Source organism: Streptomyces hesseae (assembly GCF_031845785.1).
GTDB classification, from domain to species: Bacteria; Actinomycetota; Actinomycetes; order Streptomycetales; family Streptomycetaceae; genus Streptomyces; species Streptomyces hesseae.
This window is the reverse complement of sequence record NZ_JAVRFI010000002.1, coordinates 257,238-283,388: the sequence shown is the minus strand read 5'-3', so window position 1 is coordinate 283,388 and position 26,151 is coordinate 257,238. Positions and strand designations below refer to the sequence as shown.

The window sequence follows — 26,151 nt, the reverse complement described above, 5'->3', positions numbered from 1 at the left end:
TCAGGGGCCGATGTCGTCGCGGCCGTAGCGGGTGACCAGGTCCAGCACGTACGCGGCGTCGGCACGGGTGCTGGTGGGGTTGATGGTGCACATGCGGAGCACGGTGGCTCCCCGGACCGTGGTGGTGAGGAGGACGGCTCCGCCGTCGGCGCACACCCTCCGGCTGATGTGTGCCTGCGCCGCGTCGGCGTCCCATGTCGCGGGCGCGTCCCGGGGCCGGTAGCGGAAGGTGAGGATGGCGAGACCGGGCGGCGTGACCAGCTCAAGCTCGGGGTGGGCCTCGACGAGTCCGGCGGCGTACTCGGCGAGGTCCGCTCCCCGCTCGATGGCCTGACGGAAGGCTCCGGCGCCGAAGGTCTTCAGGGAGAGCCAGAGCTTCAGGGCGCGCAGACCGCGGCTCTGCTGCGGGCCGTAGTCGGAGAGGTTGACCTCCTCGCATGCCGGGGCGGCCGGATGGGCCGCTCGGAGATACCCCTGGTCCAAGGCGTGGCGCGCCACACCGAAGGTCTCGGAAAGCAGTTCGGGGCGCCGTAGCAGGACACAGCCGATCTCATAGGGCTGGAACAGCCATTTGTGCGGATCGACGGTGAGGGAGTCGGCCCGGCCGAGGGCGTCCCGCAGATGGTGACCGCGTGGGGCGCCGGCGACGGCCGCGCCATGGGCGCCGTCGACATGCAGCCACAGGCCTTCCTCCTGGCACAGATCGGCCAGACGGCCGAGCGGGTCGACGGCCCCGGTGCCGGTCGTGCCGAGCGTGGCGACGACGGCGAAGGGGCGCAGTCCCGCGCGGCGGTCACGGCCGACGCGCTCGGCCAGGACGTCGGCGTCCAGGCGCAGGTCGTCGTCCGGAGGCAGGACGGCGAGCTGTTCGCGGGTGAGGCCCAGGAGGTGCGCCGCCTGTGCGACGGAAGGGTGAGCCTGGGAGGAGCAGTACAGCCGGGCGTGCGGCTGCGGCCGGCCGTCGAGGCGGTGGTCGCGGGCGACGGCCAGACAGGTCAGGTTGGCCACGGACCCGCCGCTGACGAACAGGCCGCCGTGGCCGTCCGGGAGGCCCAGGAACGTCTTCAGCCAGCGCAGGGTGGTCAGTTCGATCTGGGTGGGGCCCGCTCCGACGAGCCAGGCGCCGGGGACGGAGAGGTACGCGGAGGCCAGCGCGTCGGCGAGCACGGCGGGGAAGTTGCCGGTGGAGGGCACGAAGGCGAAGCAGCGCGGGTGGTCCAGCCGGGTCGCCTCGGCGAGTGCGCGCTCGGTGACGTGGTCGAGGAGGCCGGGCAGGTCGTGGGTACCGTGCTCGGGGAGGGGCTCGTCGAGGGCGGCCCTGAGAGCGCCGGGTGAGGGGACGTGGCAGGGCGGCCGGGAGCCGGGGGTGGTCATCCGGTCGATGACGAGTTCGACGGCGTGGCGGCCCGCCTCGCGCATCCGCCGTTCGTCCAGCCGCAGTGGGGGAGGCTCGTCCTCGGTGTGCGATCCCTCCTGCCCCGTGTCCGGGGCGAGGGCCGCAAGCCAGGCCGAGGCGCCGGGCCGCAGTCGCGGACGGGGCCGCAGCCCCGCGACCGGCCGCGGGAACTGGACGAGCGCCAGCTCCTCGCCCGCGATGACCGGACCGGAACGGGCGACGGCCCACCACAGGACCTCGTCGTCGGCCAGCCGGGACACCACGGGCGGCCCGGGAAGCGGTCCCGTCACCGCGCGCCCGTCCCTGCGGTAGCGCCCCGTCGGGGGCGGGCGGCGCACCACGGCGTCCGTACGGGCATGCACCACGAGCTGACTGTGGCGCGGGCCGGGCGGCAGCGGTCCGGCCGCCGGAGGGGGCAGGGCGGGAAGGAGGAAGGACAGGACGTGCAGGCCCAGGGACGGCAGAAGGCCCGCCGCGCCCTCGGCGGCCTGGACCAGGGACACCACCGTCTGGAAGCGTGGATTGACCTCCACGGCCAGCAGCCGGCCGTCCTCCTCCACCAGGTCCAGGCCGAAGACACCGCGGAAACCACGTCCCCGCAGGACCTCGCCCACCTGGTACGCGGCCGCTCGGGCCTGCCCGTACAGCCCCTCGGGCAGGTCGTCCGGGCCGACGAGCTGGTTGCCGCAGTGCGCGCCCCAGGAGGCGGCCAGCTCGGGCAGCCCGACGAGCTGGTGGGAGACCGCCGAGACGACGGTCCGGTCCGGCCCGGCGCACGCGGTGACGGTCAGGGAGATCCCGGGAGCGAAGCGGCTGAGCTTGACGGGTTCGCCCCGCCAGGAGTCCAGGCAGGCCCGCAGGCCCGGCGGCCCGTCGACGAGGACGGTCCCGCGGCCGATGAGGTTGTTCTCCGCCCGCTGGGCGACGGCCCGCTCCCACCGGCCGCTCCAGTACGCCTCCGCCGGCTCGCGGCCTGACGCGGGGATCACCAGGAAGGGCGGGACGGGGACCCCGGCCTCGGCGAACAGCCGGGTGGCGCTGATCTTGTCGGCGGCCCACGCCGTGACACCGGCGTCCGGGGCCAGCAGCCGGTAGCCGTGCGTACGGGCCCAGGTGCGGGCGTTGTCCCCGTGCTCGGGAGCGAAGGACACACAGACACGGCGTGGGTCGGGCGGGCACGGCTGCTGGCCGGGCGGGGGTTCCGGCAAGGGCTCCCAGGCGGAGACCGGTTCGTGGTGGAGCCAGGCGGGCGCCGGCTGGAACGAGGCGCTCACGGCGGGGCAGTGGTCGAGCCACACGACCTCGTCGACCAGGCCGGCCAGCAGCCGCAGGCCGGTCCGTGCGTCGATGCCCTCGACGTCCCCCACGGCCCGTGACGCAGGGATCGTCCACTCACTCACATGTCGCACGGTCGCTCCTCTGCCGGGTGGTGTGCCGCGACAGGAGCGAGGCGCCGTCCGGCACGCAGCGCTCGCAGATCGCCGCGTGCGCCTTCCGGTTCCGTCGCTGTGCCGCCCGCAGCAGGGTCTCCTCGTGACGGATCACGGCGAGGAGGGGCGTCGGCGCCGACAGGTTTCCGAGCGCGGTCCTGAGGGCGCGCGTCCGTTCGGTCATGACGTGGTGCTCCTGATTGAGCGTTCCGGAGAAGCCCGGTGCGGCGAACGGCGGCTCCATCGTGGGCCGTACGTCGTTCGCGTAGACGGAGGCGGGGAAGTCCGAGGCGTAGGCCATGGCGGCGGTGGCCGCGTCGTACAGCGTCCGCAACCGCTCCAGGCCGTGGCGGACGGACGCCCACCGTGCCGCGCCCACTGCGGCCAAGATGTCGTCGAGGGCGCTGTTCATGGTGGTCAGCAGGAGATGGAAGAGCTGATGGCCGAGTTTCCAGCGGCGCAGTGCGCCGTACGGGCCGTCGGCGGGCCCGTCCGGTACGGATCCCGGCGTGGACCGCAGCCACGCGGCCAGCGTGGCGTGGGAGGCGTGCAACAGACCGGTCAGGACGGCGGCACGCTGGGAGTCGTCCAGACCGGTGTGCGGAAGGTCGGCGAGGACGGCTGTCTGGAGCCGGAGCATGTCGTATGTCCAGGACGTCAGGTCCGGCGCTTGACGCGCGATGTGGAAGTAGCGGTCGTAATCGGCGGTCGTGGCAACGGCCGCCGCCCGCACGGGGACGCGCGAGTCGGTGGCCAGGGTCAGAGGCGTCGGCGGCGTCTCGCTGTTCATCGGCCGCACCTCCGAGGAGCGGGCCACGATGCCTTGGCCAGCTGCTCCACCCGCTGGTGGAGGCGGTCGAGATACAGCTCGCTCTCCGGTTTCATCAGCACGCTGCGCAATACGTGGGTGTTGTCGCTGTCCGCGACGGCGTCGGCGTGGCGGGCGGTGAACGCGCCGGCGGTGACACGGGCGACGCTGAGGAAGACGGGGTCCTCCTTGGCGTTCATCCCCCGGTGCAGCACCTCATCGCTCGCCCTGCCGACATGGGACAGGCGAGGTGGCGAACTCCCCGGAGCGGCCGGGTAGTACGTCACGATGTCGAGCTCGGGAGGCTGGTACGGATCCAGGTACGGAGAGGCGCCGATCAGCCCGGCCCAGCGGACGGCGGCCCGTCGCCCGGCGGCGAGCACCGCCCCGAGCCCGTCAGGGGTGAGCGGCAGCAGCTTCAGCGTCAGCCACAGAGCGGCGGCGGCCGCGCCGGAGCGGGAGCATTCGAGGCTGATCTCCCCCAGATGAGGTCTGCGGGAGGTGAAGTAGGTGTAGGGCGAGTCATGCCGGAAGAACCGGGCGACGTCCGGGTCCCCGAACAACACCGCTCCACAACCGTACGGCTGCAGACCGTGCTTGTGCGGATCGATCACCACCGAATCGCACTGCGCGATCGCCCGCAGGGCGTCCCCGGTCTCCGGCGCGACGGGCGCCTGCTCCTTGTCGGTTCTTCCGTCGGCCAGTAGCCGGAAGAAGCCGCCATAAGCGGCGTCGGCATGGACGCGCACCCCGTACCGGCGCGCCAGCGGGACGATGCGGTGCAGTGGATCGACGGCACCCAGCGCCGTCGTGCCCGTGGTGGCGACGACCGTGCCGGCGACCCCGGTGGACAGCAGCCGCTCCAGCCCGGCCATGTCCATGCGCCCACGATCGTCCACCGGCACCGTGTACACGGGGACGCCCAGCAGATGGCACATCCGGGCGTGGGTGTAGTGCGCCTCGGCGCTGACGGCGACCCCCGTGCCGGGACGGGCCTCACGGGCGACGAACAAGGCTTCGAGGTTGGCCTGGGTGCCGCTGCTGGTCAGGTGCCCGAGGTGGGCCGCGAAACCGGCCATCTGCGCGAGCTGCTCCACCACCTCCTCCTCCATGGCGGAGGTCGCCGGACCGCCGTCCAGCGCGTGGTTGTTGGAGTTGACCAGCATGGCGGCCGCATAGCCGGCGACCGCCACCGGGTGCGGCGGCTTGAGTATCTGCCCCGCGTAGCAGGGGTGGAAGAAGGGGTAACTGCCGCGCAGCCGGGCGGTCAGCTCCTCGAATGCCACCTCACAGGCCGCTTCGTCGACCGCCATCGCGGTATGCGCCGCGAACTCGTCGTACGTTCGCGCCCATTCCCGGAAAGCCTCGGCTCCCCGCCCGAGCCAGTACCCCAGCTCCATACCCACCCCACCCCTGCCCCCCGGACCCCGATGACCCGATCACCGTAGCGGCGGAAAATCACCCCATCACGACAATCGGCGGCAATCACCTGAAAGTGGTGAGAGGGTCTCTACGCCGAGGCTGGTCGGCAGGTCCGGACGCACCCTGCCGGGCAATGCCGCCGACCGTGATCAATCTCGGCGCCGACGGTTGTACCGACGGTCCCCAAGACCGCTTCTCCTCCGTAGGAGGTCCGGGAGCCACCAGTTGGCGTTCCCGAGCAGGTGCATGGTGGCCGGCACGAGGAGCAGGCGCATGAGCGTGGCGTCGATGATCACGCTGGCGCCCAGGCCCAGGGCGATCATTTTGATGACGACGTCGGTGCTGAGCAGGAAGGCGAGGAAGACACTGGTCATGATTACCGCGGCGCTCGTGATGACGCGAGCGGTGGCCGCGAGGCCGGTGGCGACGCTCTCGTGGTTGTCCCCGGTGCGAAGCCAGGTTTCACGGATGCGGACGATCAGGAAGATCTCGTAGTCCATGGACAGTCCGAAGACGATGGTGAGCACCAGGACCGGTACGTAGGGCTCGATGGGGACGGGCTCGGTGATGCCGACGAGGGAGCCGCCCCAGCCCTCCTGGAAGACGGCGACGACCACTCCGAGGGCCGCGCCGATGGAGAACAGGTTGAGGAGGGCGGCTTTCGCCGCGACGAGCAGACCGCGGAAGGTGACGAGGAGCAGGAGGAAGGCCGTGCCGGTCACGAAGGCGATGATCGTGGGCAGGTTCCCGAGCAGCACGTCGGCGAAGGTGAGCCGGGCGGCGGTGAGGCCGGTGATGTAACCGCGTGCTCCGGTGCCTGCGAGGGCTTTGGGCAGGACGGTGCGGTCGAGGCGGTGGAGCAGGTCGGCGGTTCTGCGGTCCTGGGGGCCGTGCTCCGGAGTGACGGTCGCGATGAGGAGGGTGCGGTCGGCGGTGGGCGCCGGCGTGCTGACCGCCGCGACACCCGGGGTCCGTATCAGGGCTGCGGAGAGGGAGTCGGCAGACGGACTCGGTTCCGCGCCGGTCCGGGCGGGGCGGAGTTCGACGACGACGGTCAGCGGGCCGTTGGCGCCGGGACCGAAGTTCTTCGCGATGAGCTCGTAGGCGCGTCTGTCGGTGTAACGGCCGGGTGTGGAACCGGCGTCGATGTGACCCAGGCGCACGGACGCGAGCGGGATGCTCAGCGTCCCCACCGCGAGGACACCGATGGCGAGGAAACGGCACGGGTGCCGGCCGAGGGCGCGGGACCATCGGTACCAGAGGTCCGCAGTGCCGGTGGCCTCGTCGACGGGACGGCCGAGGCGGAAACGGTCGATGTTCCGGCCGAGCAGCCCGAACAGGGCCGGGGCGAGGGTGAGCGAGGCAGCGGCGGCCACCAGTACGGTGATTCCGGCAGCGACCGCGAGCGTGGCGATGAAGCCGGTGCCGGAGAGGCACAGACCGGTCAGCGCCAGGATCACGGCCGCGACGGCGATCAGTACGGCATGTCCGCCGGTGGCCATCGCGGCCCCGGCGGCTTCGACCGGGTCACTGGTCCCACGCAGCACTCGGCGGTGGCGTGTGGTCAGGAAGAGCGTGTAGTCCAGCCCGGCACCGAGGCCCATCATGGTGGCCACCGTCGGGGACGGTGTGGCGAAGGTGAACGCGTTGGCGAGCAGGCCGAGCGAGCTGAGCCCGACGAGCAGTGCCAGCATCGAGGTGACGAGAGGTATCGCGGCCGCCGCGATACTGCCGAAGCCCAGGATCAGCACGGCCACCGCGGTCACGAGACCGATCAGCTCCGACAACCGGTCGTTTCCCGGGGGACGCGCCAGCTCTCCGAGCGGACTTCCGTACTCGACGGTGAGGCCGTCGGCGCGCAGTGGCTTCACCGCCTCCTCGACGCGCGTGAGACAGGACGTGCCGTACGCGCTCGGGAAGTCCGCGAGCCGGACCGTGAAGTATCCGGTCCTTTCGTCCTGCGAAAGTCCCCCCGGGGTGGTGAGCGGAGCCGTTACGGACAGCACATGGGGGAGATGCGACAGGGTGGCTCCCACGGTGTCGAGAGCCTGCCGATGCGTCGTCAGCTTCCCCGTCCGGGCCTGGACGACAAGCTGCGAGCCGACACCGCGCAGGTTGCCGTCCGCAGCGGCTGTGATCAGGTCGGCTCCGCGTTGAACGGACGACCCGGGCAAGGAGTAGTCGTCCCGGTACGTTCCGCCCCGGACGGCGTTGAGCGTGACCAGTGTGCCGAGCACCAGCAGCCATGAGGCGATCACGCGCCAGGGGTGCCGGGCACACCAGCGGCCCCCGTCGCCGAGCCGTCGGCTCGGCGGCGCGGCTGTCATGCCGCGCGGAAGGCCAGTACCGCGTTCTGGCCTCCGAAGCCGAAGGAATTGCTGACCACGGCACCCACCGCTGTGCGCCGGGGTGCCGCGGTGACCACGTCGAGATGAATGGCGGGGTCCAAGGCGACGAGATTGGGGGTGGGCGGGATGATCTGGTGCCGCAGGACCAACGCCGCGCACACCGCCTGGATGCCGCCCGAGCCGCCGGCCGCGTGCCCCAGGACTGCCTTCAACGCGGTGACCGGAGGGGCCTTCTCGCCGAAGACCGCTCTCAGCGCACGGTATTCGGCGAGGTCGTTGGCCCTGGTCGAGGTGCCGTGAGCGTTCACGTGGCCGATGTCGGCCGGGGCGAGACCGGCGTCGGCCAGGGCGCTGCGCAGCGCCTCGGCCGCGCCTCGGCCGCCGGGGTGGGGTGCCGTCATGTGGTGGGCATCGCACGAGGCGCCGTACCCGGCGAGGTACGCGTACGGGGAGACGCCCCGGGCGCCGGCGTGTGCCGCCCGTTCGAGCACGAGCACCCCGGCGCCCTCTCCCAGGACGAAGCCGTCGCGCCCGGCATCGAAGGGCCGTGACGCGGCGCTCGGATCGGACCGGCGGGTCGACAGCGCCCTCATCTGGTGGAAACACACGGCAGCGCTGCGCGTACGCATCGACTCGCTGCCGCCGACGATCGCGATGTCGCAGGCACCGGACCGCACGAGGCCGCAGCCCAGCCCGACTGCCGTGGCGCCGGAGGCACAGGCGGTCGAGACGGACAGGTTCGGCCCGCGGGCGCCGAGGTCGATGCCGATTTCCCCGGCGGACATGTTGGGCATGCTGCGCATCAACGCCATCGGAGACACCTTCTCCGGCGTGCCGGCGGCCATCAACGCGTAGACCCGCTCGTGGTGTTCGGCGCTCGCGCTGGCCGTGCCGATGACGACGGCGACGCGGGAGGAGTCCCATTGGGAGGTGTCCAGCCGCGCGTCGGCGACGGCCTCGCGGGCCGCGCTCACCGCCATGCTCGTGTAGCGGTCGAGCCGGGCGGCGAGGCGCGGTCCCAGACGTGCGGACACGTCGAAGGGGGCCGGGCAGGAGAAGTCGACGGCCAGTCCGGCGAGCAGCGGATCGGGCACCGCGCGCGGGATTCCGGAGAGGAGGCCGGCCCACGTCTCCGGCGCCGTCGGACCGGCCGGAGTCACCGCTCCGAGCCCGGTGACGGCCACGTCCCTGCTGTCCGCGGTCCGCCTCACCGGCTCTCTCCGGCCTCCTCCGGCGCCGGGGCCGACGGGTCGGTACCGGTGTGCGACCCGGCACCGATGATCCGGGCTGCTTCGCCGAGGGACGTGCTCATGGTGAAGTCCTCCAACGTGACGGCGCCGGGCACGTGTTCGGCGAGGACCAGCGAGACCTCCAGCATGGAGACGGAGTCGAGCCCGAGCTCGGCGAAGGTGCGGCCGGGCCCGAGCTCCTGGGGAGCGCAGCCGATCCTCTCCACGAGGGCCTGGACGAGAAGTGCGTAGATGCGGTCGTGACCGTCTTGGCTGTGGGGCATGGACGAGATTCCTCGGGCGGTCGAGGTCCGGGAGGACCGGGGGAGACTGAACAGGTCCACAGGCGATGGGCCTCACCTCTCGTCGGTGGCCACGAGAGCGGCCGGCCGGCACGGGCTTCCGGGCTTCCGGAGCCGGGGCACCTCCGGTATGGCACGGTCCACCGCCTGCTCGGCGGCCCGTGCCAGGGACCGCCGATCGGAACCCGCGCGGACCGGCAGGGGCGCGAGCCGCTCGACCTCGACGACCAGGCCACGCTGGGAGATGAGCAGAATCACCGATTCCACCACGGACATGGGGCCGACCAGGGCGGCCGCCGTGGTGGCACGGCCACCCGACCGGTACCGCAGCACCACCGGCAGAACGGGCACACCCGCGTCCAAGGCGGCCTGGAAGAACGCCGGCCGGTACGGCCCGCCGGCCACGCCGCACCACGTCGTCGCCTCGGGACAGACGAACACCCGGTCACCGGCGCGCAGCGCCCGGGTTACCCCTGCCACGGCGCCGGGCAGCGCCGACAGCCGTTCACGGTCGATGTACAGAGTGCGGCCGAGCGCGGCGGCCCATCCGATGACCGGCCATCGCCGTACATCCGCCTTGCTCAGCGGCCGGGCGGGGTCGTAGCCGACGAGAACGAGATCGTCGAGCAGCGAGGTGTGGTTGATCACCAATAGGCCGGGCGCCGTGTCCCGCGGCCCGGCCGGGGACGGCGTGAAGCGCACCCGCACGCCCATGGCCCGGACGACCAGCCGGACCCACCGGCGGAAGACCCACAGCCGCGGTCGGCGGCCCACCGCGGAGGACAGCGCGGGAACGACGATCAGCGAGCAGGCCAGCAGCACCGCCGTCAACCGCAGGATTCGCCGCAGAGGCCCCACCCGGTCCTGCTGCGCCGGGCCGGGCAGGCACGAGCGGCCGCACGGCGACGTGGGCCGCCATGGATCGGCGGGCACCTGAACGCCGGTCCCGTCGACGGCATCGGTCGCATCGGGCGAATCGGTCATGACGCCACGGCCCGCAGCGGGTTCAGCCGGCCCGCCGGCACCCGGTCCACTGCCAACAGCGTGAACAGATCCGCGGTACGGAAGCCGCTGTCCAGCGCCGGCGGTCCGCAGACCCAGGCACCGAGCGTGAGGTAACCGCGCAGCAGCGACGGCACCGCGGCGGGCGGGCACGGGCCGGAATCCTGCGGAATCCAGGGGGTCCGGGGGCGCACCCGGTACGCGTCCGGCGCGTAATGCCGGGCGCGGACGGTCTGCCAGGCGGCGGAGGCCTGGGCCCCACCGTCGGTCAGGGACACCGAGGCGCACCCGCCGAGCCACCGGAACCGGCGGTCCGTCATATAGCGCAGGATGCCCGCCCACAGGCACAGCACCACCAGGCCGTTGCGATGCCTCTGATGCACGCATGCACGCCCGATCTCGACCAGCCCGCCGCACAGGGAGGTGACGGCGTCGAGCTCGAACCCCTCCTCGGAAAGCAGCTGTTCGGATCTTCCCGGGGGCAGCAGGCGATATGCCCCCACCACTTCCGCGGTCGTCTCGTCCCGGACCAGAAGGTGATCGCAGACCCGGTCGAACCCGTCCACGTCCAGCCCGTCGGCGGCGGAGGGCAGACGGGCTCCTTGCTCCACCGCGAACACCTGGTACCGCAGTCGCTGGGCGTTGCGCACGTCGTCCTCGTCCCGGGCCAGGAAGGCCTGGTAGGCGCCGCCGCAAGCCGCGGGACCGCCCGGCGGGCGGGCGACACGGGCCAGAACACGGGATACCGCCATGGCGGCCCACCCCCCAACGCGACGCGTATGACAGACCGACCCCCGGCCTTTCTTCCCAACACCATGCCCGCCATGCGACGAGAGCCGATCTCCACCCCAAAGACTGAACTTCCCCGCTTCCACAGGCGATTGCCGGAAGGCGGATGGTCTGATGTCCTCGCACCGCCATGGGTCGACGAGGGGCACGTCTATGGGGTTCGCGAGCAGGCTGTCGGCGTGCCTCCTGCGCCGTCGGCTCCGCCGCGGGAGCCGGAGCGGGTGCGACGCCCTGGCCCCGCACCTGCTGCCCGAGCCGATCCTGGATCTGTTCCGACGCGACGGCCTGGAGCCTCTCTCGCATCCCCCGGGGTGCCCCGCCCAAAAGATGACCCGGGTGTCCCTGCTCTTCGGGACGAGCGTCTGGCTGGTGAGCGGCCCGGCGGAAGTGCGGCAAGTCCTCGCGGCCAAAGAGATGTTCAGCAACGACCTGACCAGACTCCAGTACATATCGCCCGCTCTGCCCGATCACGCGCTGGGCGGACTGGGGACCTGCGATCCGCCCCTGCACACCAGGATGCGGCAGATGCTCGCTCCCGAGTTCACCGCACGAGGCCTGCGACGCCTCGAACCCGTGATCCGGAACATCGTCGCCGAACAACTCGACATCATGTCCGCCGCACCACAGCCCGTGGACCTCGTAGAGACCTTCGCATGGCCCGTCCCGGCACGTACCATCTGCGAACTGCTCGGAGTTCCCGCCGCGGACCTCGACGCGTTCCGGCAACTCAGCACTCGGCGCTTCGACATCGTCGCAGGGCTGGGTGTGCAGCTCGGCGCCGTCTCGTCCTCGCAGCTCCGCCTGGAACGCCTGATCGCCGACGAACGCCGGAAGCCCGGAAGCGGTCTGCTGGGCACACTGGTGAACCGCGGAGCCGACCTCGACGACCGGACACTGGCGGGTCTGGCGGACGGTGTGCTCACCGGGGGGCTGGAAAGCAGCGCCGGCATGATCACACTCGGCACGCTCCTCATGCTCCGCGACCCCGCAGCCCGCGAACGCGCCGCCGACGGCCGCACGGTCGGCGCTCTGACGGAGGAACTCCTGCGACACCTGTCCGTCGTGCAGGTGGCCTTCCCTCGCTACGCCCTTACAGATGTGGAGATCGGTGGCCACCAGGTGTCCAAGGGCGATGTGGTTCTGTGCTCCCTGCTGCGCGCCAATCGTCACACCGGTGCCGGTGCCGCGGCGGCCATGACCGGTGGCGCTCGCGGCGATCAGAGTCATGTGGCCTTCGGCCACGGAGCCCACCGCTGTCTCGGCGCGGAACTGGCGCGCATGGAGCTGCGGATCGCCTACCAGGCCCTGTTCGAGCGCTATCCCCGGATGCGGCTCGCGATCGACGAGCGCGAGATTCCCTTTCACGGTCTGGCGATGGTCTACGGACTCCAACGACTGCCGGTGGACCTGGGGCCGTACAACTACTGACATACGTGAACCGGCTGCGCCGCCACCCGCCCCAGCACCATGGGGCCGGTCCTCCCGGCGGCGGAGGACCGCTCGGAGCCGCCGGCGTCCTGCCATCGTGAGTCCCTCCGCGTGGCGGACGAACCGGGCGCCCGCACGATCGCCCTCCCGGCGATCTCGACGGGCGTCCACCGAGGGCAGGTCGTTCATCGGTCCGTCAATCGCGTGTTGAACACATCCACCTACGGTCCGGGCACCACCAACCGCACCCGTAGATGGATGGAGCATCCGTTGCGCAGACATGCCGTCACCCTGGCGCTCGCCACAGCCGGCCTGGCCGCCGTTCTCCCCATGGCCCAGGTGTACGCCACCACCCCGACCACAGCTCCCGCCGCGTCCGCGCCGCGCGCGGCGGACGGCGGTGTCCAGGCCCTGGCCACGGCCACCGACGCCCAGCAGCGTGCCTTCTGGACCGAGCACGAAAAGAACGGCACCTTCCGCCGGTCAACGGGGGAGCTGCCGGACTGGAAGCCGGCGGCCGAGCCGACGCGGGCGACAGAGCCGGGCGCCGGGCGGGCCGCCAAGGCGCCCGCTGTCGCGCCACAGCAGAACGGGAAGAGCCGGTTCGCGGCCGGCTCCCCGGGCGAGAACCGGCTGCGCGCCACCACCGGCCGCATCCGGATCGCCTGGCCCGACGAGAAGAACCCCACCACCTGGTGGGTCACCTCGTGCACGGGAAATGTGGTCACCAGTGACAGCAAGGACGTCATCGCCACGGCGCGGCACTGCATACGCCACGACGACCAGGGCCGGGTGGACTCCAAGGCGCAGTACGAGTTCACCCCCGGCTACTCCAAGGATGCCAACGGCACCGAGCACGCCCCCTACGGCAAGTGGACCTTCCGCTCCGTCGGTGTGGTCAACGACAGCGCCGGCCGGCAGAGCAGCGACTCCGCGTTCCTCGCGCTCAACACCCAGAACGGCACCCACGTCCAGGACAAGGTCGGCTCCTCCGGCTACCGGTTCGGGACCGCCACGCTGCCGAACCGGGTGGTGATCGCGGGCATACCCGTCAAGTCCGACCAGTTCCACACCTGCGTGAAGGAGCCTTACTGGGGCCCGGACAACCCGCCCCAGATCCTGGGCCGCGGCGGGCCCTGCAACGGTGACAGCGATCTCTCCGGTGGCGCGAGCGGCGGCCCGCTCCTCGACGGCGACACCTTCGACAACGGCGGCCCCGTCCAGATCGGCAACTTCTCCGGCAGCCTCGGGGAGGACGCGGCCGCCGCGGTCTGGCGCGACGAGGCCTTTGCCGTCTTCCGCTCCGTGCAGTAGCGGCGGGAAGCCTCACCAGCGGAGCGCGACGCGCGTAGTTCACACGAGCGGGTCCGGAGTCGGCCGGACCCGCTTTCGTCAATCTCCGGGCACACTCGGCAATTACCACAAATAGCGATGAAGCTCTCGTGAATGACTCCTGCTCAATCCTGTGCGCCAACCTCCACCGACCTTTCGGAAAGTGGCTGGTTATGATCGGCATCCACTCCGAAATGGTCGGCTGTGTTTGACGAGGACTGATGACTCCCACAGGATCCGAAAGCCCGGACGAACCGGCGGGCGAGCCGGCTGGCGAGTCGGCGCGGAAAAGCCGACGACGGACCGTGCGCCTGCGTACCTTGCTCGTCTGGCTCGCGGTGGTGCCCACCGTGGCAATGGGCGTCCAGGTTCTCATCAGCACCGACCGGTCGGTTCAGGAGTCCCAGCACCTGCGCAAGGACGTGGTGGCCGGCCGGCAGACCGGCGTACCTCTGTACCGGCTCATGACCGCGCTACAGGCCGAGCGCGCGACCACCGCCGCGTGGTGGTCGGGCATGCCCGTGTCCGGCGCCGATCTGCGTGACCGCCGGGCCGGGACCGACCGGGCCGTGGCCGGTTTCCTGAAGTCGTCGGACCCCGGCCAGCTCCACTCCGACCGGGCGAAGGACCGCCTCCGCGACGTCACGGAGAGACTGGCCGACCTGGGCGCCCAGCGCGAACGAGCCGACGCGCGCCACGGCAACCCCGACGACACCGTCGACTACTACACCGACGTCATCAGCGGAACGATCCGTTGCTACGGAGACTTCAACCACGTCGACGACGGCTCGCTCACCCAGGAGACGACGTCGCTCGTGGCCCTGTTCTCGGCAGCGGAGACGGTGGCTCGCGAGGACGCCATCCTCGCGCTGGCGGGCCCCTCCGGAAAGCTGACGTCCGCCAGGTTCGGCGAATTCGTCGAAGCCGTCGGCGCGAGCGACTACCTGTACGACACGGTCACCCTCGATCTGCCCCTCGACGACCAGGACGCCATCCAGCGGATCCTCACCTCGAACGCCTGGCAGACCAAGGCCCGCATCGAGAAGGCGATCGTCTCCGAGCACAAGGACGTCCCCTCCGGCATCGTGCTGCCGCCGTACGTCAGCGACTGGCGGGCGGCCTACAGCACCTTCTCCGCCCAGTTGAACACCCTCGACGAGAGCGAGCTGCAAGAGCTGCTCGCCCACGCCGACGACCGGGCGGCGCAGCTGGAGAATCAGGTCGTCCTGCTGGTGGCCGCCAGCGGTGCCGCTCTCCTGCTGGTCGTCGCCGTCGTGGTCTTCACCACGCGTTCGGTCCTGCGCCGGCTGCGCTCCCTCCACGACCGCACGGTCGCGGTCGCCGAGAAGACCCTGCCGGACGTCGTGGACCGCCTCCAGCGCGGAGAGGCCGTCGGCGCCGACGCACTACCGCGGCCGAGGGGCGACCAGGACGAGGTCGGACGGATCAGCGACGCCTTCGCCCACGTCGTCGCCGTGTCCGTCGAGGGACACCGCAAGCTCGCCGACGAGCGCCAGGGCTTCAGCGTGTTCGCCTCCGGTATCGCCGCGCGGACCGGGAACCTGGTCAGCCGGCAGCTCGCCCTCACCGAGCACATCCAGGACACCTTCGGCCAGGACGAGGCGCTCCTCGCCGACCTCATGAGGTCCGATCAGCTCACGGTGGGCATGCGGCGGCAGATCGAGAACCTGCTCATCCTGGCGGGCGGCGAGATCCCCGACCCGCACATGGAACCCATGCGCGTCGCCGATCTGCTGCGGGAGGCGGCCGCCGAGGTCGAGGACTTCCGGCGCATCGACCGGCACGCCATGGACGAGACCAGCGTCGAGGCCGGCGTGATCAGCCAGCTCAGCCACCTCCTGGCAGAGCTGCTGGACAACGCCACGCGCTTCTCCCCGCCGACGGCGAGGGTCGCCATCCGGGCCGAACTGGTCGGCGACGGCCTCTGCGTCGAGGTCGAGGACCGCGGCCCACGGGTGACCACCGAGAGGTACGAGGAGATGAACGGCCGCCTCCACTCGGCCCCGCCGTACTCCGTACTGGCCCGGAACGCCCACCGGCTCGGCCTGTTCGTGGTCGGCCACCTCGCCGACCAGCTCGGGGCGACGGTCACGCTGCGCCGGTCGGCGTTCGGCGGGACGTCCGCCGTGGTGATCGTCCCGGGTGAGCACCTCGTGCCGACCCGGGAGGCCCGGGAGGGCACCGCGGTGCCCGAGCCGGTCAAGGAGCCCGCGCCCGTGCCCCAGCCCGCCGAGGAGCGGCGGCCGAAGCTCGTCACGCGGCAGCGGGCCGGCGATCCGGCGGACGACCCCGCTCCCGGCACTCCCGGCGCTCCGGAACTGCCGCGCCGCCCGCGCAAGGAGCAGGCGCGGCAGGACAGGAACACGGCGCCGGAGGCACCGCCCCGGTCCGGCTCCGGGGACATGCCCGGGGACGTCCCCGGGCGGCCGGCCCTCCCCGAGCGCGTCCCCCAGACCCATATGACCCAGCGGCTCCGCGAGCCGCGTGCGGCCGAACCGGTGGGCCGGGACGCCGCAACGCCCGAAGAGGTGGCCGACGCCTGGGCGGACTACGAAGACAGCACCAGGCAAGTGGAACTCGAGCTCCGACAGGACCAGCCATGACGACGACACAGAACGATGCGATCTACAGCATCCTGGACAACAACCTGAGCAGGATCGCGGGGATCCAGGGAGCCGTACTCCTCTCCAACGACGGGATCAAGCTCAGCGCCTACATGCTGGAGCGGGACCAGGCCGAACGGGTGGCCGCGGCGGCCTCCGGCATCGCGTCCACCATGAAGGCCATCTCGAGGGAGATCGACGGCGGCGGAGTGATCCGCCAACTCGTCGAGATGGACGAGCGGTACCTGTGCATCGTCGGATGCGGAGCGGGCAGCACCCTGATCGTGGTGGCCTCCCGCAAGGCCCGGCTCGGGGAACTGGGCGGCGAGACGGTCCGCGCCGCGCAGGCCCTCGGCGAATGGCTGGACACCCCCGAACGCTCACAGGCGCCCACCGCGTAATGCCGGACGCCCCCCAGCCCGGACGGCGCCGCCGGACGCGGCTGTACGCCCTCACCGACGGGCGTACGGCCGCGTCCCGCCACGGCCTGACGATGGACACCGTGATCACCGCGACCGCCGACGTCGGCCACGGTCACGGCGGCCTGCCCACGGAGTGGCAGGAGATCCTCACCATGTGCCCGCCGCCGAGCGGACGGGCCGTCGCCGAGATCGCCGCCCGGATGCGGATGCGGCTGACTCCCATGGTGGTCCTGCTCGGCGAGTTGCTGGAGCGCGGCCTGATCCGCCACCGGCCGCCGCTGGACGCCTCCGAGACCTCCAACGTCCACCTGCTCATGAAAATCAGGGACAACCTTGCCCGCCTATGACACCGCCGCCCCGGAGGCGTCCCCCGTCAAGATCCTCATCGCCGGGGGCTTCGGAGTCGGCAAGACGACTCTGGTCGAAGCGATCTCCGAGATCGATCCGCTGCGCACCGAGGAGCGGCTGACGTCCGCGGGTGTCGGCGTCGACGACCTCGACGGCGTCGAGGGCAAGACGGCGACCACGGTCGCGATGGACTTCGGCCGCATCACCCTCACCGACGCCGGAGTGGTCCTGTACCTCTTCGGCACCCCGGGCCAGGAACGCTTCTGGTTCATGTGGGACGACCTGCTGAACGGGGCGCTCGGGGCGATCGTCCTGGTCGACACCCGGAGGCTGGACCGCGGCTTCCCCGCCATCGACTTCTTCGAGAGCCGCGGACTGCCGTTCGTCGTCGGCGCGAACTGCTTCGACGGCGAGCAGCCTTACACCACCGAGGAGATCGGGGCGGCCCTCCACCTGAGGGACCCGGACACCCCTGTCCTCCTGCTCGACGCCCGCTCCGGTGAGGACGTCCGCGGCTGCCTGCTCTCGCTGCTGGACCGGCTCATCGCCCAGGCGCGCGTCACCGCGGTCGTCTGACCCCGGACGGGCGGGACCCGGGCTACCAGGTGACCGGGAGCCGGCGCACCCCGTAGATGTTCGAGGTGGTGCGCAGCGGTACGTCCTCGGGCGCGACGGCCAGGCGCAGGCCGGGAAAGCGGGCGAGGAGGGCGGGGAAGGCGACGCGCATCTCCACACGGGCGAGTTGCTGGCCCAGGCACTGGTGGGGTCCGTGGCCGAAGCCGAGGTGGCCGGTGGCCCTGCGACGGATGTCGAGGGTGTCGGGGTCGGGGAAGCGTGCCGGGTCGCGGTTGGCGGCCTGGAGGGAGAGGGTGACGGTCTCGCCGGCCTTGATGAGGTGACCGTCGACTTCGACGTCCTCCAGGGCGGCGCGGATGCCGGTGTCGGTGATGGTGAGGTAGCGCATCAGCTCCTCGACGGCCTGGTCGGCCAGGCCGGGGTCGGCACGGAGGGCGGCGAGCTGGCCGGGGTTGCTCAGCAGGGCGAAGGTGCCGTGGGCGAGCATGTTGGCGGTGGTGTCGAGGCCGGCGCCGAGGAGGAAGGTGCCGATGCCCGCGAGCTCGGTTTCGGTGAGGTCGCCGTGGCGTGCGAGGTCGCTGAGCAGGTCGTCGGCGGGCGCGGCGCGCTTGGCCTGGGCGAGCTCGTGGATGATGTCCTGGAGGGCGTTGTAGGCGGCCGCCTGTTCCTTCATGGAGCGGCTCTTGTCGGTGACCGTGGAAGTGTGCCGCTGGAATACGTCGCGGCCGTCGGTGGGCACGCCCAGCAGTTCGCAGATCACCAGGGCGGGGACGGGCTGGGCGAACGCCTCGACCAGATCGGCCGGCGGCCCTTGCCGTTCCATGGCGTCGAGGCAGTCGGTGGTGAACTGCTCGACGCGTTCGGTGAGCGCGCGCATCCGGCGGACGGTGAACTTCCCCATGAGCAGCCGCCGGTAGCGGGTGTGCCCGGGGGCGTCGATGCCGCTCATGTCGCCGGGCGGGGCGGGCGGCAGCGGTTCGGCGGGGCTGCCGGGGTGGGGCAGGTGCATCAGTTCGTAACGGGAGCTGAAGCGGGGGTCGGCCAGGATCGCGCGGACGGTGGCGTAGCCGGTGGCCAGCCAGCCGACGTGGCCGTCGGGGTAGCGCATCCGGCGCAGCGGCTGCTCCTCGCGCAGCCGTGCCAGTTCGGCCGGCGGGTCGAAGGGGCAGCCCGCGGGGCGGGTCACCGGCAGGGCCGCGAGGGGGTCGGGGGTCGTCGATGGGTGCTGGGACATGAGGTCCTCCATAACGCCATCATGGCGCCAAAGTGGCGCCATGTGCAAGCAGTTATGACGCGCTTCTGGCGTCACGCCCTGGGTGGGTGCCACGGGAGCGGGAGCACCGTGCCCGAACGCGCCCTGCCCGTCGTGGCGTCAGCCCAGCCCATCCGCTCCCACCCGGGCGGACGACTCCGCCGGCGGTCCGTCCGGCACCGACGGTCGTCGTGGACGTTCCAGTGATATGTCTCATGGCCGGGGTCGCCGGTGTAGTAGTGGGAGGTGTAGATCTCGACGTGGTGGTCGTCGGGGTCCGGCCCCCGCGGTGAAGGCGACGTCGTGGACGGTCGGCTTGCGGTACATCCACGCCGCAGTTCGTGCGTCGCCCTCGATGGTCTCCGAGCAGCGGAAGTCGATGGCGGTGCGGGCGGGCGGCGTCCACGGCCCGGTCGACGTCGGCCGGCCCGCCCCTGGCCACCTTCACGTATGGCCGGTCGGAGGCCGGGGGGTCGTGGCGCTCACGCCGGAGCCTCCCCGGCCTCGTGTCCGTCGGCCCCGCATCCGCCGAGGAAGGCCCGTACGCGGGCCTTGTGCGGCTCCCGGTCGTAGCCGGCGACGTACGCGTCGGCCATGCGGACCGGGTCGCCGAAGAAGTAGTACTCGTACAGGGCCTGGCGGCCGGAGAAGGCCGAGACGCAGGTGTCCCACAGCAGCCGGAAGAGCTTCACGCGCTCGGCCCCTGTCAGCGTCGCCGACTGGAGGTAGGCGTCGATGTCCGTGGCGGCCGGCCCGGTGACGTCGAGCCCGGTGGGGGTGGCCATCAGCCCGGCGGCACCGAGTTTGCGCAGGATCTGCGGGGAGCGTCACCGTGTGGGTGAGGACCTGGTGGGACATGTGCACGACGGCCGTCGTCCGGGCGAACATCTCATTGCACCGCTCGACGTCCCCCAGCAGGAAGCACCGCTCGTACGGCACGTGGACGTCGTCGAAGGCCGGGTCGGCCTCGGCGAACCAGCTCTCGGCCGACGCCAGGGCCATCAGCCGCTGTTGAGGTGGTTGCCCGTGCGCCCGAGCATGCCGTTGCTGTGCTCGGCCCACACCTTGAACGCTCGGCGGCGCTTGACGAGTTCGTCGGGTGTGGTGGGTGTGAGGAACGAGGTGGCGACGGGTTCTCCCGAGGTGGGGGAGGGGTGGGTCAGGACGTCCCTGTGCTCGGCGGAATGCTGCATGTCGTACAGCTCGGCGTATGCGCGGACGACGTTGCGGAACGCGGGGTGGCGGTGGATCCCTCCGGTCAGGGTTTCCCCCTGGACGTGCACGGTGGGGCGCGAGTCGGCGAGCCGCGCGGGACGCCCGACGCCGCTGTCCGTCTAGGGTCGGGGAATGATCTTCAGAAGAAACAGGAACAGTGAGCCACCGGTCGCCGCCACCGACTGGCGGGGCGTCCACGAGTTCTCGATAGACATCGTGGAGCGGCAGACCGGTCCGCATCGTAAGCGTCCGGTGCTGGGCCCCAATGCCGTGCGCGTGCCCAGGCGCGAGGGTCAGGACCGGGTCAAGGCCCCTTGTGCCTTCTTCCGCTCGGGCGTCGTGGGCGTCCGTGACGTCGGCCGTGTGCTGTACGAGGACCGGGAGGCACAGCAAGTCCTGTGCTCGATCGAGGAATGCGCCGCGGAGGGCGACGATCGCCGCTACAGCGTGCGGGACGGTCAGGGCCGGGAGATCGGGGTGATCCGTCGCGTACCTCCGTCGAGGAAACTGCTGCGGCACACCTGGCGCATTCAACAGGCGGGCCACCCGGAAATCGTCGGACGCAACAAGTGGGCTGCCATCGCGCCCAAGGAGGCCGCGGCCCGCGCTGCGGGCAAATTCCTCGGCGATTTGGTGGAGTCCGCGTTTTCCCTCGGGTATGACGATGACCAGGTGAAGGAACGGACCCTGCTGTGGCTGGCGGGCGAGGAGCGGGTCATGCAGTCCGTGGGCCAGGAATTCCGGATCGAGGCTTCCTGGCTGGACCGCAGGCTGGCGTTCGCCGTCGCGACGTTCGCTGACCGCTGACCGTTTTCCTCGCCCACCTGCTGCTGTGCTTCAAGAGCACCCGGTATCGGTCAACGGCGCTTCTTGGCCTTCCTCTTCTGCGGCGGGCTCCATTCGCCGCGATGGATCTGGCGGCGGGAGTATCCGATCATCGCGGGATTCTGGCACGGCTTGCCTCTCCTTTGGGTATCGCTGCCGCACCTTTGGGCTGCACGTACCAGAATTCCCCCACCTCGCCCCGGTGGTGTGTCCGCAACTCCTGAACCACCGGACCCGTACCGGAATCTCAGGAATCCCATGCCCGGGATTCCTCCATGACGGGCTCGGCGCACGGACGGCCGCTTTCCAGAGGACGTTACGCTGCGCTGATGCGTACAACAGACGATGTGGTCCCTTCGCTGACGTTCGAGCCGTGGCCGGATGACGCGGGGGAGGCGAGTGCGGTGCTGGCCGCGTTGGGGCCCGCGGGTGACATGACGGCGAGCCAGGGCCGAATACTGCTGCGCAGCGAGCAGGACGGCGACGATCTGTGCCGTGCACGAGTGATCCGCGACAGTGCGACGGGGGAGCTGGCGGGGGTCGTGGGGTTTCGTCGCCTCCCCGTCCTCCTCGACGAACGTCTGGTGTGGACATACGTCGAGATCGTCCCACGGCTGCGGGAGCGCGGCCTGGGATCGGCAGCTCTGACCTACGTGACGAGGATGATGAGCGGAATGGGGCTGCGTCCGTGGGGCAAGGCCGTCACCGGCTCCCCGGCGCACCGCTGGATGACCGATCGCGGTTTCCGCCACCAACACCGCACCCGAACGTTCCGGGTCCGTCCCCGGGCGTTCGGCCCTGTGGAGCACGGCTACGCGATCGAGTGGCACGAGGGGCCCACCTGGTCACCGGACGACGTCATGCAGGCGTGGTGGGACTTCCTCGACGCCCGGACCTGGCCGCGCCCCACCCCGCCGACGCCGATGGGCCAGGAGCGCCGGGCCTTCTACTGCGAGAGCTGGGCGCCTCTCGTCGCGGCCCGCCGCCTCGACGGCACCATCGCCGGCATCGGCTTCCTCGACGAATTCCCCGGTGACGACGCTGAGCTCTCCGGTGGGCCCGTGGACCCCTCCGACCCCGAGGGGCGCTCCATCGTCGCGGCCCTGCTGGCGGCGTGCGCGGAGCACCTGCCGGGAGTGCGGAGCCTCCTGCTCGAACTCAGTGACAGCGACGGCGAGGACGTCGTCTCCTTCATCGCGGACCACGCCGTGGACGTGCTGGACGACATCGTCGCGTGCACGAGGGACTGACCGACTGGTCCACTCGCCCGGGTCTCGCCGCACCATCGGTGCTCGACGCCATCCGTTCTCCCACGCCGACGGAGGACCGGGCGCGGTCATGAGCGCGACGCTTCGGTCAGCCACTGGATCGTGGCGTGGTCAGGCGCGCGGAGGCGGCCCGGGGCCGCCGAGGCGAGCCCCTCCTCACTGCGCCGCAGGCGGGTGCGGGTGCGGGACGGCGATGACAGGACACCGCGCGTGATGCAGTACGCCCTGGCTGACGGAGCCGAGGAGCATGCCGGTGAAGCCGCCATGGCCCCGGGTGCCCACCACCAGGCCCAGGGCCTGGGCAGACGCCTTGGTCAGGGCCTCGACGGGGTGCCCGACCAGGAGTTCTTGCCGGAGCTCCACCCCGGGGTGCGCCGCGGTGCGGCCGGCGACCGTCTCGGAGAGCAGGCGCTCGCACTCCTGCCGGGCGGCCTCCTCGTCCTGGACTTCGAAGCGTCCCGGCCACCACGCGTACACCGCCCGCAACGCGGCCCCGTGCAAGGCGGCCTCCTCGAAGGCGAAGTCGAGGGCCACGGCGGAGTGGGCACTGCCGTCCACGCCGACGACGAAGTACGGCGGCTGCCGTGGGCTGTGCTCCGGCTCGGGCACGACCACCACCGGGCAGGACGCGTGAGCCATCAGGGGCAGGGCGACCGAAGCGGTGCCGAACACCTCCTCCACCCGGCTCAGGTGCTGCGAGCCCACCACCACGACGGCGGCATCCCGCGACTGCTCGCGCAGCACCCACACCGGGTCCCCCTCGGCCAGCAGCCCGGACACCTCCACCTGCGGCTGCCGGTTCTCGCCGAACGTCGCCGCCTCCTGGAGCACATGCTCCCCGGCCGCGTGGAGTGCCTGGTTCCATTCCTCCCAGGACGGCCGGACCTCGCGCTTGCGATAGCCGCGCGTAGGCGTTCCCTCGGCGTGGACCAGGCGGAGCGGTACCCGGCGCCGTGCCGCCTCGTCGGCCGCCCAGGCGAGTGCCATGCGCTTCGCGGGGTCGGGATCGACGCCGACGACGACCGGTCGGCGGTCCGTGGACGAGACCATGGGCATCTCCCAGCCGATCGTGCTTTCCGGGTCTGTCACCCATACTGGTGCAGCGGCGCGACCCCTGCATGCCGGGTGGAAGAGGCCAGGTCAGAGGCCGACCGCCGTGCACATACCTCTCGCAGGGGAGGAGCAGGCGGTGATCACTCGAATACGGCTGCCGCACCGGCACCTGGCGCCTCCGGCACGGCCCCGGCCGCCGGGGGAGCCGTCCAAGCCGCAACCCCGGCCGGGCCCCCAGCCCCCTACGCCTCCCGCGTCTCCATGGCGGCGCTGGATGGTGCCCCTGATCCTGCTGAACCTCTTCCTGGTGGTCCTGCTGGCCCGAGGGCTCTCCGGTCCTACCGCCGCACCGCTCTCGTACAGCGACTTCGTCGGCAAGGTGGACGCCGGCCAGGTCCGCACGGTGGACGTCGGGGACAAGGGAACCGTCGCCGGCACGCTCAAGAACGGAAAGAAGTTCACCACGCAACTTCCCACGGCCCTGGGCAACGGCGGCCTCGAACAGCGACTCCAGGCCCAGCACGTGACGATCACGGCCACGCGCGGCGGCGGCAGCGTCTGGACATCTCTGCTGGTGGGCCTGCTGCCCTTCCTCGTCCTGATCGGCATCCTCCTGTGGAGCATCCGCAGGACGGCCGGCTCCCTCACCGGCGGCATCAGCGCCATCGGCCGCTCCCGGGCGAAGATCATCGAGGCCGAGCGGCCAACCACGGGCTTCGACGACGTCGCCGGCTACGACGGCGTGAAACAGGAGATCGGCGAGGTCGTGGACTTCCTGCGCAATCCCGGCCGCTACGCCGCCGCCGGGGCCAAGGGACCGCGCGGCGTCATCATGGTCGGGCCCCCGGGCACCGGCAAGACGCTGTTCGCCCGTGCCGTGGCGGGCGAGGCGGACGTACCGTTCCTCTCGGTGACCGGCTCGGGCTTCGTCGAGATGTTCGTGGGAGTCGGCGCCTCACGCGTACGCGACCTCTTCGACGAAGCCCGCAAACGAGCGCCGTCGATCATCTTCATCGACGAGATCGACGCCGTGGGCGGACGCCGCGGCGGCGGCACCCGGCTCGGCGGCAACGACGAGAGGGAACAGACCCTCAACCAGCTCCTCGCCGAGATGGACGGCTTCGACCAGAGCAGCGGCATCGTCGTCCTGGCCGCCACCAACCGCCCCGACGCCCTCGACCCCGCCCTGCTGCGCCCCGGCCGCTTCGACCGGCAGGTGACCGTCCCCCTGCCCAACCAGAACGAACGGGCCGCGATCCTCGCGGTCCACGCCCGCGGCAAGACGCTCGCCCAGGACGTCGACCTCGACACCGTCGCCCGCGCCACACCGGGATTCTCCGGAGCGGACCTCGCCAACCTCGTCAACGAAGCGGCCATCAACGCCGTACGCGCGGACCGCGCCGTCATCACGGCCGACGACGTCGACACCGCCCGGGACCGGGTGCTGCTGGGCCGCCGCGAGACGTCCAACGCCCTCCTCCCCGAGGAACGGCACTCGGTCGCGGTCCACGAGTCCGGGCACGCCCTCGTCGCCGCCCTGTGCGAATACGCCGACCCGGTCGCCAAGGTGACCATCCTGCCCTCCGGCGTGACGCTCGGCGTCACCGAGCAACTCCCCGAGGCCGAACGGCACCTCTACAGCGAGAGCTACCTCACCGACCTCCTGGCCGTCCGCCTCGGCGGCCGGGCCGCGGAACTGGTCGTCTTCGGCGAGGGCTCCACGGGCGCGGCGAACGATCTGGCGGGCGCCACCCAGATCGCCACCCGCATGGTCAGGGAGTTCGGCCTCTCCCCGGCCCTCGGCCCGGTCGGCTACGCCTCGGGCACGCCGCAGTTCCTCGGCGAGACCCCGCCGGAGGACCTGCTGCGCCGGCCCTACTCCGAGCAGACCCAGCGGATCGTCGACGAGGAGGTGGCCCGGATGATCCGGCGCTCCGAGGACCGGGCCCTGACCCTGCTGCGCGACCACCGGGCCGCCCTGGACCGGCTGGCCTCCCTGCTCGTCAGCCATGAGACGGTCGACGGGTCCGTGGTGCTGGACGTCCTCCGGGAGGAGAACTCCCCACCGGACGGAGAGTGAGCGGGGGCAGCCCGGCCCGCACCACGTCAGCCTGCGCGTCGTCCTCGTCGGTGCCGGTCACTGATGCGGTACCACCGCGACGGGGCAGGCCGCCCGGTGCAGGGCGGTGTGGTTGACCCGCCCGAGTTGCAGGCCGAACCGGCCCTGTCGCCTGGTGGCGCCGAGTACGAGCAGGTCGGCGTCGGCCGCCGGGTCGAGCAGCATCCGGTGCGGGGGCCCTTCCAGCACGGTACGGGTGACGGACACCGTCGGGTGCTCGGCCATGGCCTCCTCCAGCACCTCGTCCAGGACGGCGGTGGCCTGTTCCTCGTAGGCCACGGCGGTGGAATCGAGCACGATCAGGGGGTCCGCCGACGGCTGGGGGGCGCGCCAGGTCCGTACGGCCTGAAGCTCGCACCCCCGGGCCTCGGCCTCGCGCAGGGCGAACCGCACCGCGGCCGCGGCCTCGTCCGCCTCGCCCACGCCGACGACGACCCGGTCGCCCACGCCCTTGATGTTGCGTTCCTCGCCGCGCACGACGACGACCGGGCAGTCGGCGCGTCCCGCCACCGCGAGGCTCACGGAGCCCAGCAGGAATCCCTTGACAGCGCCCCGCCCGGACGAACCCGTCACCAGAACCGCCGCGCCGCGCGACTCCTTCACCAGCGTCGCCACCGCTTCGTCCGGCAGGGTCACGGCATCCACCCGCAACTCCGGGGAGAGCCGCCGGGCCCGCTGCTCGGACGAGGTGATGATGCGCTGTTCCGCCAGCTCCTCCTCCGGCCGTTGACCGGTAAATGAAGGCATCGACCCCTCGTAGCGCTCCCACAGCGACGCGTGGACCACGCGCAAGGAGAGCCGGAGGCGGGCCGCCTCCTCCACAGCCCAGTCCAGGGCGGCGAGGCTGCCGTCCGACCCGTCGACGCCCACGACCACAGGACGCTCCATCGTGCTCACCGCCTCATGTCCGTCGTCCCTCGCTACCACCATCTCCCGTCGGCGCCCGCGCGGCACGTCCGTGTG

Annotated in this window: 21 protein-coding genes and 3 pseudogenes; 11 read left to right on the top strand and 13 right to left on the bottom strand. The window is 71.6% G+C overall.

Annotation, left to right across the window (positions count from 1 at the left end; all coding sequences use genetic code 11):
• The 8 genes and pseudogenes from RM609_RS04105 to RM609_RS04070 form a co-directional block, all read right to left on the bottom strand.
• Nucleotides 1-2,805 (bottom strand): pyridoxal-dependent decarboxylase, encoded by a 2,805-nt coding sequence (locus RM609_RS04105; RefSeq protein WP_311607989.1) that lies wholly within the window; start codon nucleotides 2,803-2,805, stop codon nucleotides 1-3.
• A pseudogene (locus RM609_RS04100) lies at nucleotides 2,789-3,742 on the bottom strand (3-methyl-L-tyrosine peroxygenase-related protein); the annotation flags it as partial. The gene RM609_RS04105 and the pseudogene RM609_RS04100, both read right to left, overlap by 17 nt.
• Nucleotides 3,646-5,034, bottom strand: a pseudogene (locus tag RM609_RS04095) (pyridoxal phosphate-dependent decarboxylase family protein); the annotation flags it as partial. The pseudogenes RM609_RS04100 and RM609_RS04095, both read right to left, overlap by 97 nt.
• A 171-nt stretch (nucleotides 5,035-5,205) precedes the next feature.
• Nucleotides 5,206-7,383 carry an MMPL family transporter gene (locus RM609_RS04090; protein ID WP_311607984.1) on the bottom strand — a complete coding sequence of 726 codons (2,178 nt, stop codon included), beginning with the start codon at nucleotides 7,381-7,383 and terminating at the stop codon, nucleotides 5,206-5,208.
• Entirely contained in the window at nucleotides 7,380-8,615 is a 1,236-nt protein-coding gene (locus tag RM609_RS04085) for a beta-ketoacyl-[acyl-carrier-protein] synthase family protein (RefSeq protein ID WP_311607983.1), read from the bottom strand. The genes RM609_RS04090 and RM609_RS04085 overlap by 4 nt, the downstream gene beginning before the upstream one ends.
• On the bottom strand, nucleotides 8,612-8,917 hold the full coding sequence (locus RM609_RS04080) for an acyl carrier protein (RefSeq protein WP_311607982.1): 306 nt from the start codon (nucleotides 8,915-8,917) through the stop codon (nucleotides 8,612-8,614). The genes RM609_RS04085 and RM609_RS04080 overlap by 4 nt, the downstream gene beginning before the upstream one ends.
• Nucleotides 8,918-8,989: 72 nt before the next feature.
• Nucleotides 8,990-9,919: a lysophospholipid acyltransferase family protein gene (locus RM609_RS04075; protein ID WP_311607981.1), complete on the bottom strand. Its 930-nt coding sequence runs from the start codon at nucleotides 9,917-9,919 to the stop codon at nucleotides 8,990-8,992.
• Nucleotides 9,916-10,689, bottom strand: coding sequence for a GNAT family N-acetyltransferase (locus RM609_RS04070; RefSeq protein WP_311607980.1), 774 nt, complete (start codon nucleotides 10,687-10,689; stop codon nucleotides 9,916-9,918). The genes RM609_RS04075 and RM609_RS04070 overlap by 4 nt, the downstream gene beginning before the upstream one ends.
• Before the next feature lie 364 nt (nucleotides 10,690-11,053).
• On the opposite strand from RM609_RS04070, the gene RM609_RS04065 reads away from it, so the two are divergent.
• The 7 genes and pseudogenes from RM609_RS04065 to RM609_RS04035 all read left to right on the top strand — a co-directional run bounded on the left by RM609_RS04065 (nucleotide 11,054) and on the right by RM609_RS04035 (nucleotide 17,456).
• On the top strand, nucleotides 11,054-12,154 hold the full coding sequence (locus tag RM609_RS04065; protein WP_311607978.1) for a cytochrome P450 family protein: 1,101 nt from the start codon (nucleotides 11,054-11,056) through the stop codon (nucleotides 12,152-12,154).
• A 36-nt stretch (nucleotides 12,155-12,190) separates the two neighbouring features.
• Nucleotides 12,191-12,328: pseudogene (locus RM609_RS04060) on the top strand (macro domain-containing protein); the annotation flags it as partial.
• A gap of 96 nt (nucleotides 12,329-12,424) precedes the next feature.
• Nucleotides 12,425-13,468: a hypothetical protein gene (locus RM609_RS04055; protein ID WP_311607976.1), complete on the top strand. Its 1,044-nt coding sequence runs from the start codon at nucleotides 12,425-12,427 to the stop codon at nucleotides 13,466-13,468.
• 323 nt (nucleotides 13,469-13,791) lie between these two features.
• Nucleotides 13,792-16,110 (top strand): sensor histidine kinase, encoded by a 2,319-nt coding sequence (locus tag RM609_RS04050; RefSeq protein WP_311607975.1) that lies wholly within the window; start codon nucleotides 13,792-13,794, stop codon nucleotides 16,108-16,110.
• Complete coding sequence (locus RM609_RS04045; protein WP_311607973.1) at nucleotides 16,107-16,511, top strand: roadblock/LC7 domain-containing protein; 405 nt, start codon at nucleotides 16,107-16,109, stop codon at nucleotides 16,509-16,511. Before RM609_RS04050 ends, RM609_RS04045 begins: the two co-directional genes overlap by 4 nt.
• Nucleotides 16,511-16,879 (top strand): DUF742 domain-containing protein, encoded by a 369-nt coding sequence (locus tag RM609_RS04040; RefSeq protein ID WP_311607972.1) that lies wholly within the window; start codon nucleotides 16,511-16,513, stop codon nucleotides 16,877-16,879. The genes RM609_RS04045 and RM609_RS04040 overlap by 1 nt, the downstream gene beginning before the upstream one ends.
• Complete coding sequence (locus tag RM609_RS04035; protein WP_311607970.1) at nucleotides 16,866-17,456, top strand: GTP-binding protein; 591 nt, start codon at nucleotides 16,866-16,868, stop codon at nucleotides 17,454-17,456. Before RM609_RS04040 ends, RM609_RS04035 begins: the two co-directional genes overlap by 14 nt.
• A gap of 22 nt (nucleotides 17,457-17,478) precedes the next feature.
• Here the strand turns inward: RM609_RS04035 and RM609_RS04030 are convergent, their stop codons facing one another.
• Together RM609_RS04030 and RM609_RS04025 are read right to left on the bottom strand one after the other, a co-directional pair.
• Complete coding sequence (locus tag RM609_RS04030) at nucleotides 17,479-18,690, bottom strand: cytochrome P450 (protein ID WP_311607969.1); 1,212 nt, start codon at nucleotides 18,688-18,690, stop codon at nucleotides 17,479-17,481.
• Between the two features lie 500 nt (nucleotides 18,691-19,190).
• A complete protein-coding gene (locus tag RM609_RS04025) occupies nucleotides 19,191-19,520 on the bottom strand; it encodes a 4-hydroxyphenylacetate 3-hydroxylase C-terminal domain-containing protein (protein ID WP_311608500.1) in 330 nt (109 codons plus the stop codon).
• A gap of 44 nt (nucleotides 19,521-19,564) precedes the next feature.
• On the opposite strand from RM609_RS04025, the gene RM609_RS04020 reads away from it, so the two are divergent.
• Nucleotides 19,565-19,723 (top strand): hypothetical protein, encoded by a 159-nt coding sequence (locus tag RM609_RS04020; protein ID WP_311607965.1) that lies wholly within the window; start codon nucleotides 19,565-19,567, stop codon nucleotides 19,721-19,723.
• On the opposite strand, the gene RM609_RS04015 is transcribed toward RM609_RS04020, so the two are convergent.
• Complete coding sequence (locus RM609_RS04015) at nucleotides 19,710-19,991, bottom strand: 4-hydroxyphenylacetate 3-hydroxylase N-terminal domain-containing protein (RefSeq protein WP_311607964.1); 282 nt, start codon at nucleotides 19,989-19,991, stop codon at nucleotides 19,710-19,712. The two genes, RM609_RS04020 and RM609_RS04015, sit on opposite strands and share 14 nt — an antisense overlap.
• Before the next feature lie 148 nt (nucleotides 19,992-20,139).
• On the opposite strand from RM609_RS04015, the gene RM609_RS04010 reads away from it, so the two are divergent.
• Nucleotides 20,140-20,730 carry a hypothetical protein gene (locus RM609_RS04010; RefSeq protein ID WP_311607963.1) on the top strand — a complete coding sequence of 197 codons (591 nt, stop codon included), beginning with the start codon at nucleotides 20,140-20,142 and terminating at the stop codon, nucleotides 20,728-20,730.
• Between the two features lie 347 nt (nucleotides 20,731-21,077).
• Entirely contained in the window at nucleotides 21,078-21,998 is a 921-nt protein-coding gene (locus tag RM609_RS04005; RefSeq protein WP_311607962.1) for a hypothetical protein, read from the top strand.
• A 174-nt stretch (nucleotides 21,999-22,172) separates the two neighbouring features.
• Here the strand turns inward: RM609_RS04005 and RM609_RS04000 are convergent, their stop codons facing one another.
• Nucleotides 22,173-23,066 carry a universal stress protein gene (locus RM609_RS04000; RefSeq protein WP_311608498.1) on the bottom strand — a complete coding sequence of 298 codons (894 nt, stop codon included), beginning with the start codon at nucleotides 23,064-23,066 and terminating at the stop codon, nucleotides 22,173-22,175.
• Nucleotides 23,067-23,343: 277 nt separating this feature from the next.
• Between RM609_RS04000 and ftsH the strand changes: the two genes are divergently transcribed.
• Nucleotides 23,344-25,149, top strand: a complete 1,806-nt coding sequence (gene ftsH / locus RM609_RS03995) for an ATP-dependent zinc metalloprotease FtsH (RefSeq protein WP_311607961.1) — start codon at nucleotides 23,344-23,346, stop codon at nucleotides 25,147-25,149.
• Nucleotides 25,150-25,206: 57 nt separating this feature from the next.
• Here ftsH and RM609_RS03990 read toward each other — a convergent pair whose 3' ends face one another.
• Nucleotides 25,207-26,076, bottom strand: coding sequence for a universal stress protein (locus tag RM609_RS03990; protein ID WP_311608496.1), 870 nt, complete (start codon nucleotides 26,074-26,076; stop codon nucleotides 25,207-25,209).
• Nucleotides 26,077-26,151 lie beyond the last annotated feature (75 nt).

Excerpts from the sequence above, each read along its gene's own strand:
- RM609_RS04090 (WP_311607984.1), bottom strand. The coding sequence starts at position 7,383 with ATGACAGCCGCGCCGCCGAGCCGACGGCTCGGCGACGGGGGCCGCTGG.
- RM609_RS04080 (WP_311607982.1), bottom strand. The coding sequence starts at position 8,917 with ATGCCCCACAGCCAAGACGGTCACGACCGCATCTACGCACTTCTCGTC.
- RM609_RS04075 (WP_311607981.1), bottom strand. The coding sequence starts at position 9,919 with ATGACCGATTCGCCCGATGCGACCGATGCCGTCGACGGGACCGGCGTT.
- RM609_RS04070 (WP_311607980.1), bottom strand. The coding sequence starts at position 10,689 with ATGGCGGTATCCCGTGTTCTGGCCCGTGTCGCCCGCCCGCCGGGCGGT.
- RM609_RS04065 (WP_311607978.1), top strand. The coding sequence starts at position 11,054 with ATGACCCGGGTGTCCCTGCTCTTCGGGACGAGCGTCTGGCTGGTGAGC.
- RM609_RS04045 (WP_311607973.1), top strand. The coding sequence starts at position 16,107 with ATGACGACGACACAGAACGATGCGATCTACAGCATCCTGGACAACAAC.
- RM609_RS04040 (WP_311607972.1), top strand. The coding sequence starts at position 16,511 with ATGCCGGACGCCCCCCAGCCCGGACGGCGCCGCCGGACGCGGCTGTAC.
- RM609_RS04030 (WP_311607969.1), bottom strand. The coding sequence starts at position 18,690 with ATGTCCCAGCACCCATCGACGACCCCCGACCCCCTCGCGGCCCTGCCG.
- RM609_RS04020 (WP_311607965.1), top strand. The coding sequence starts at position 19,565 with ATGTGCACGACGGCCGTCGTCCGGGCGAACATCTCATTGCACCGCTCG.
- RM609_RS04005 (WP_311607962.1), top strand. The coding sequence starts at position 21,078 with ATGCGTACAACAGACGATGTGGTCCCTTCGCTGACGTTCGAGCCGTGG.
- RM609_RS04000 (WP_311608498.1), bottom strand. The coding sequence starts at position 23,066 with ATGGTCTCGTCCACGGACCGCCGACCGGTCGTCGTCGGCGTCGATCCC.
- ftsH (WP_311607961.1), top strand. The coding sequence starts at position 23,344 with ATGGTGCCCCTGATCCTGCTGAACCTCTTCCTGGTGGTCCTGCTGGCC.
- RM609_RS03990 (WP_311608496.1), bottom strand. The coding sequence starts at position 26,076 with ATGGAGCGTCCTGTGGTCGTGGGCGTCGACGGGTCGGACGGCAGCCTC.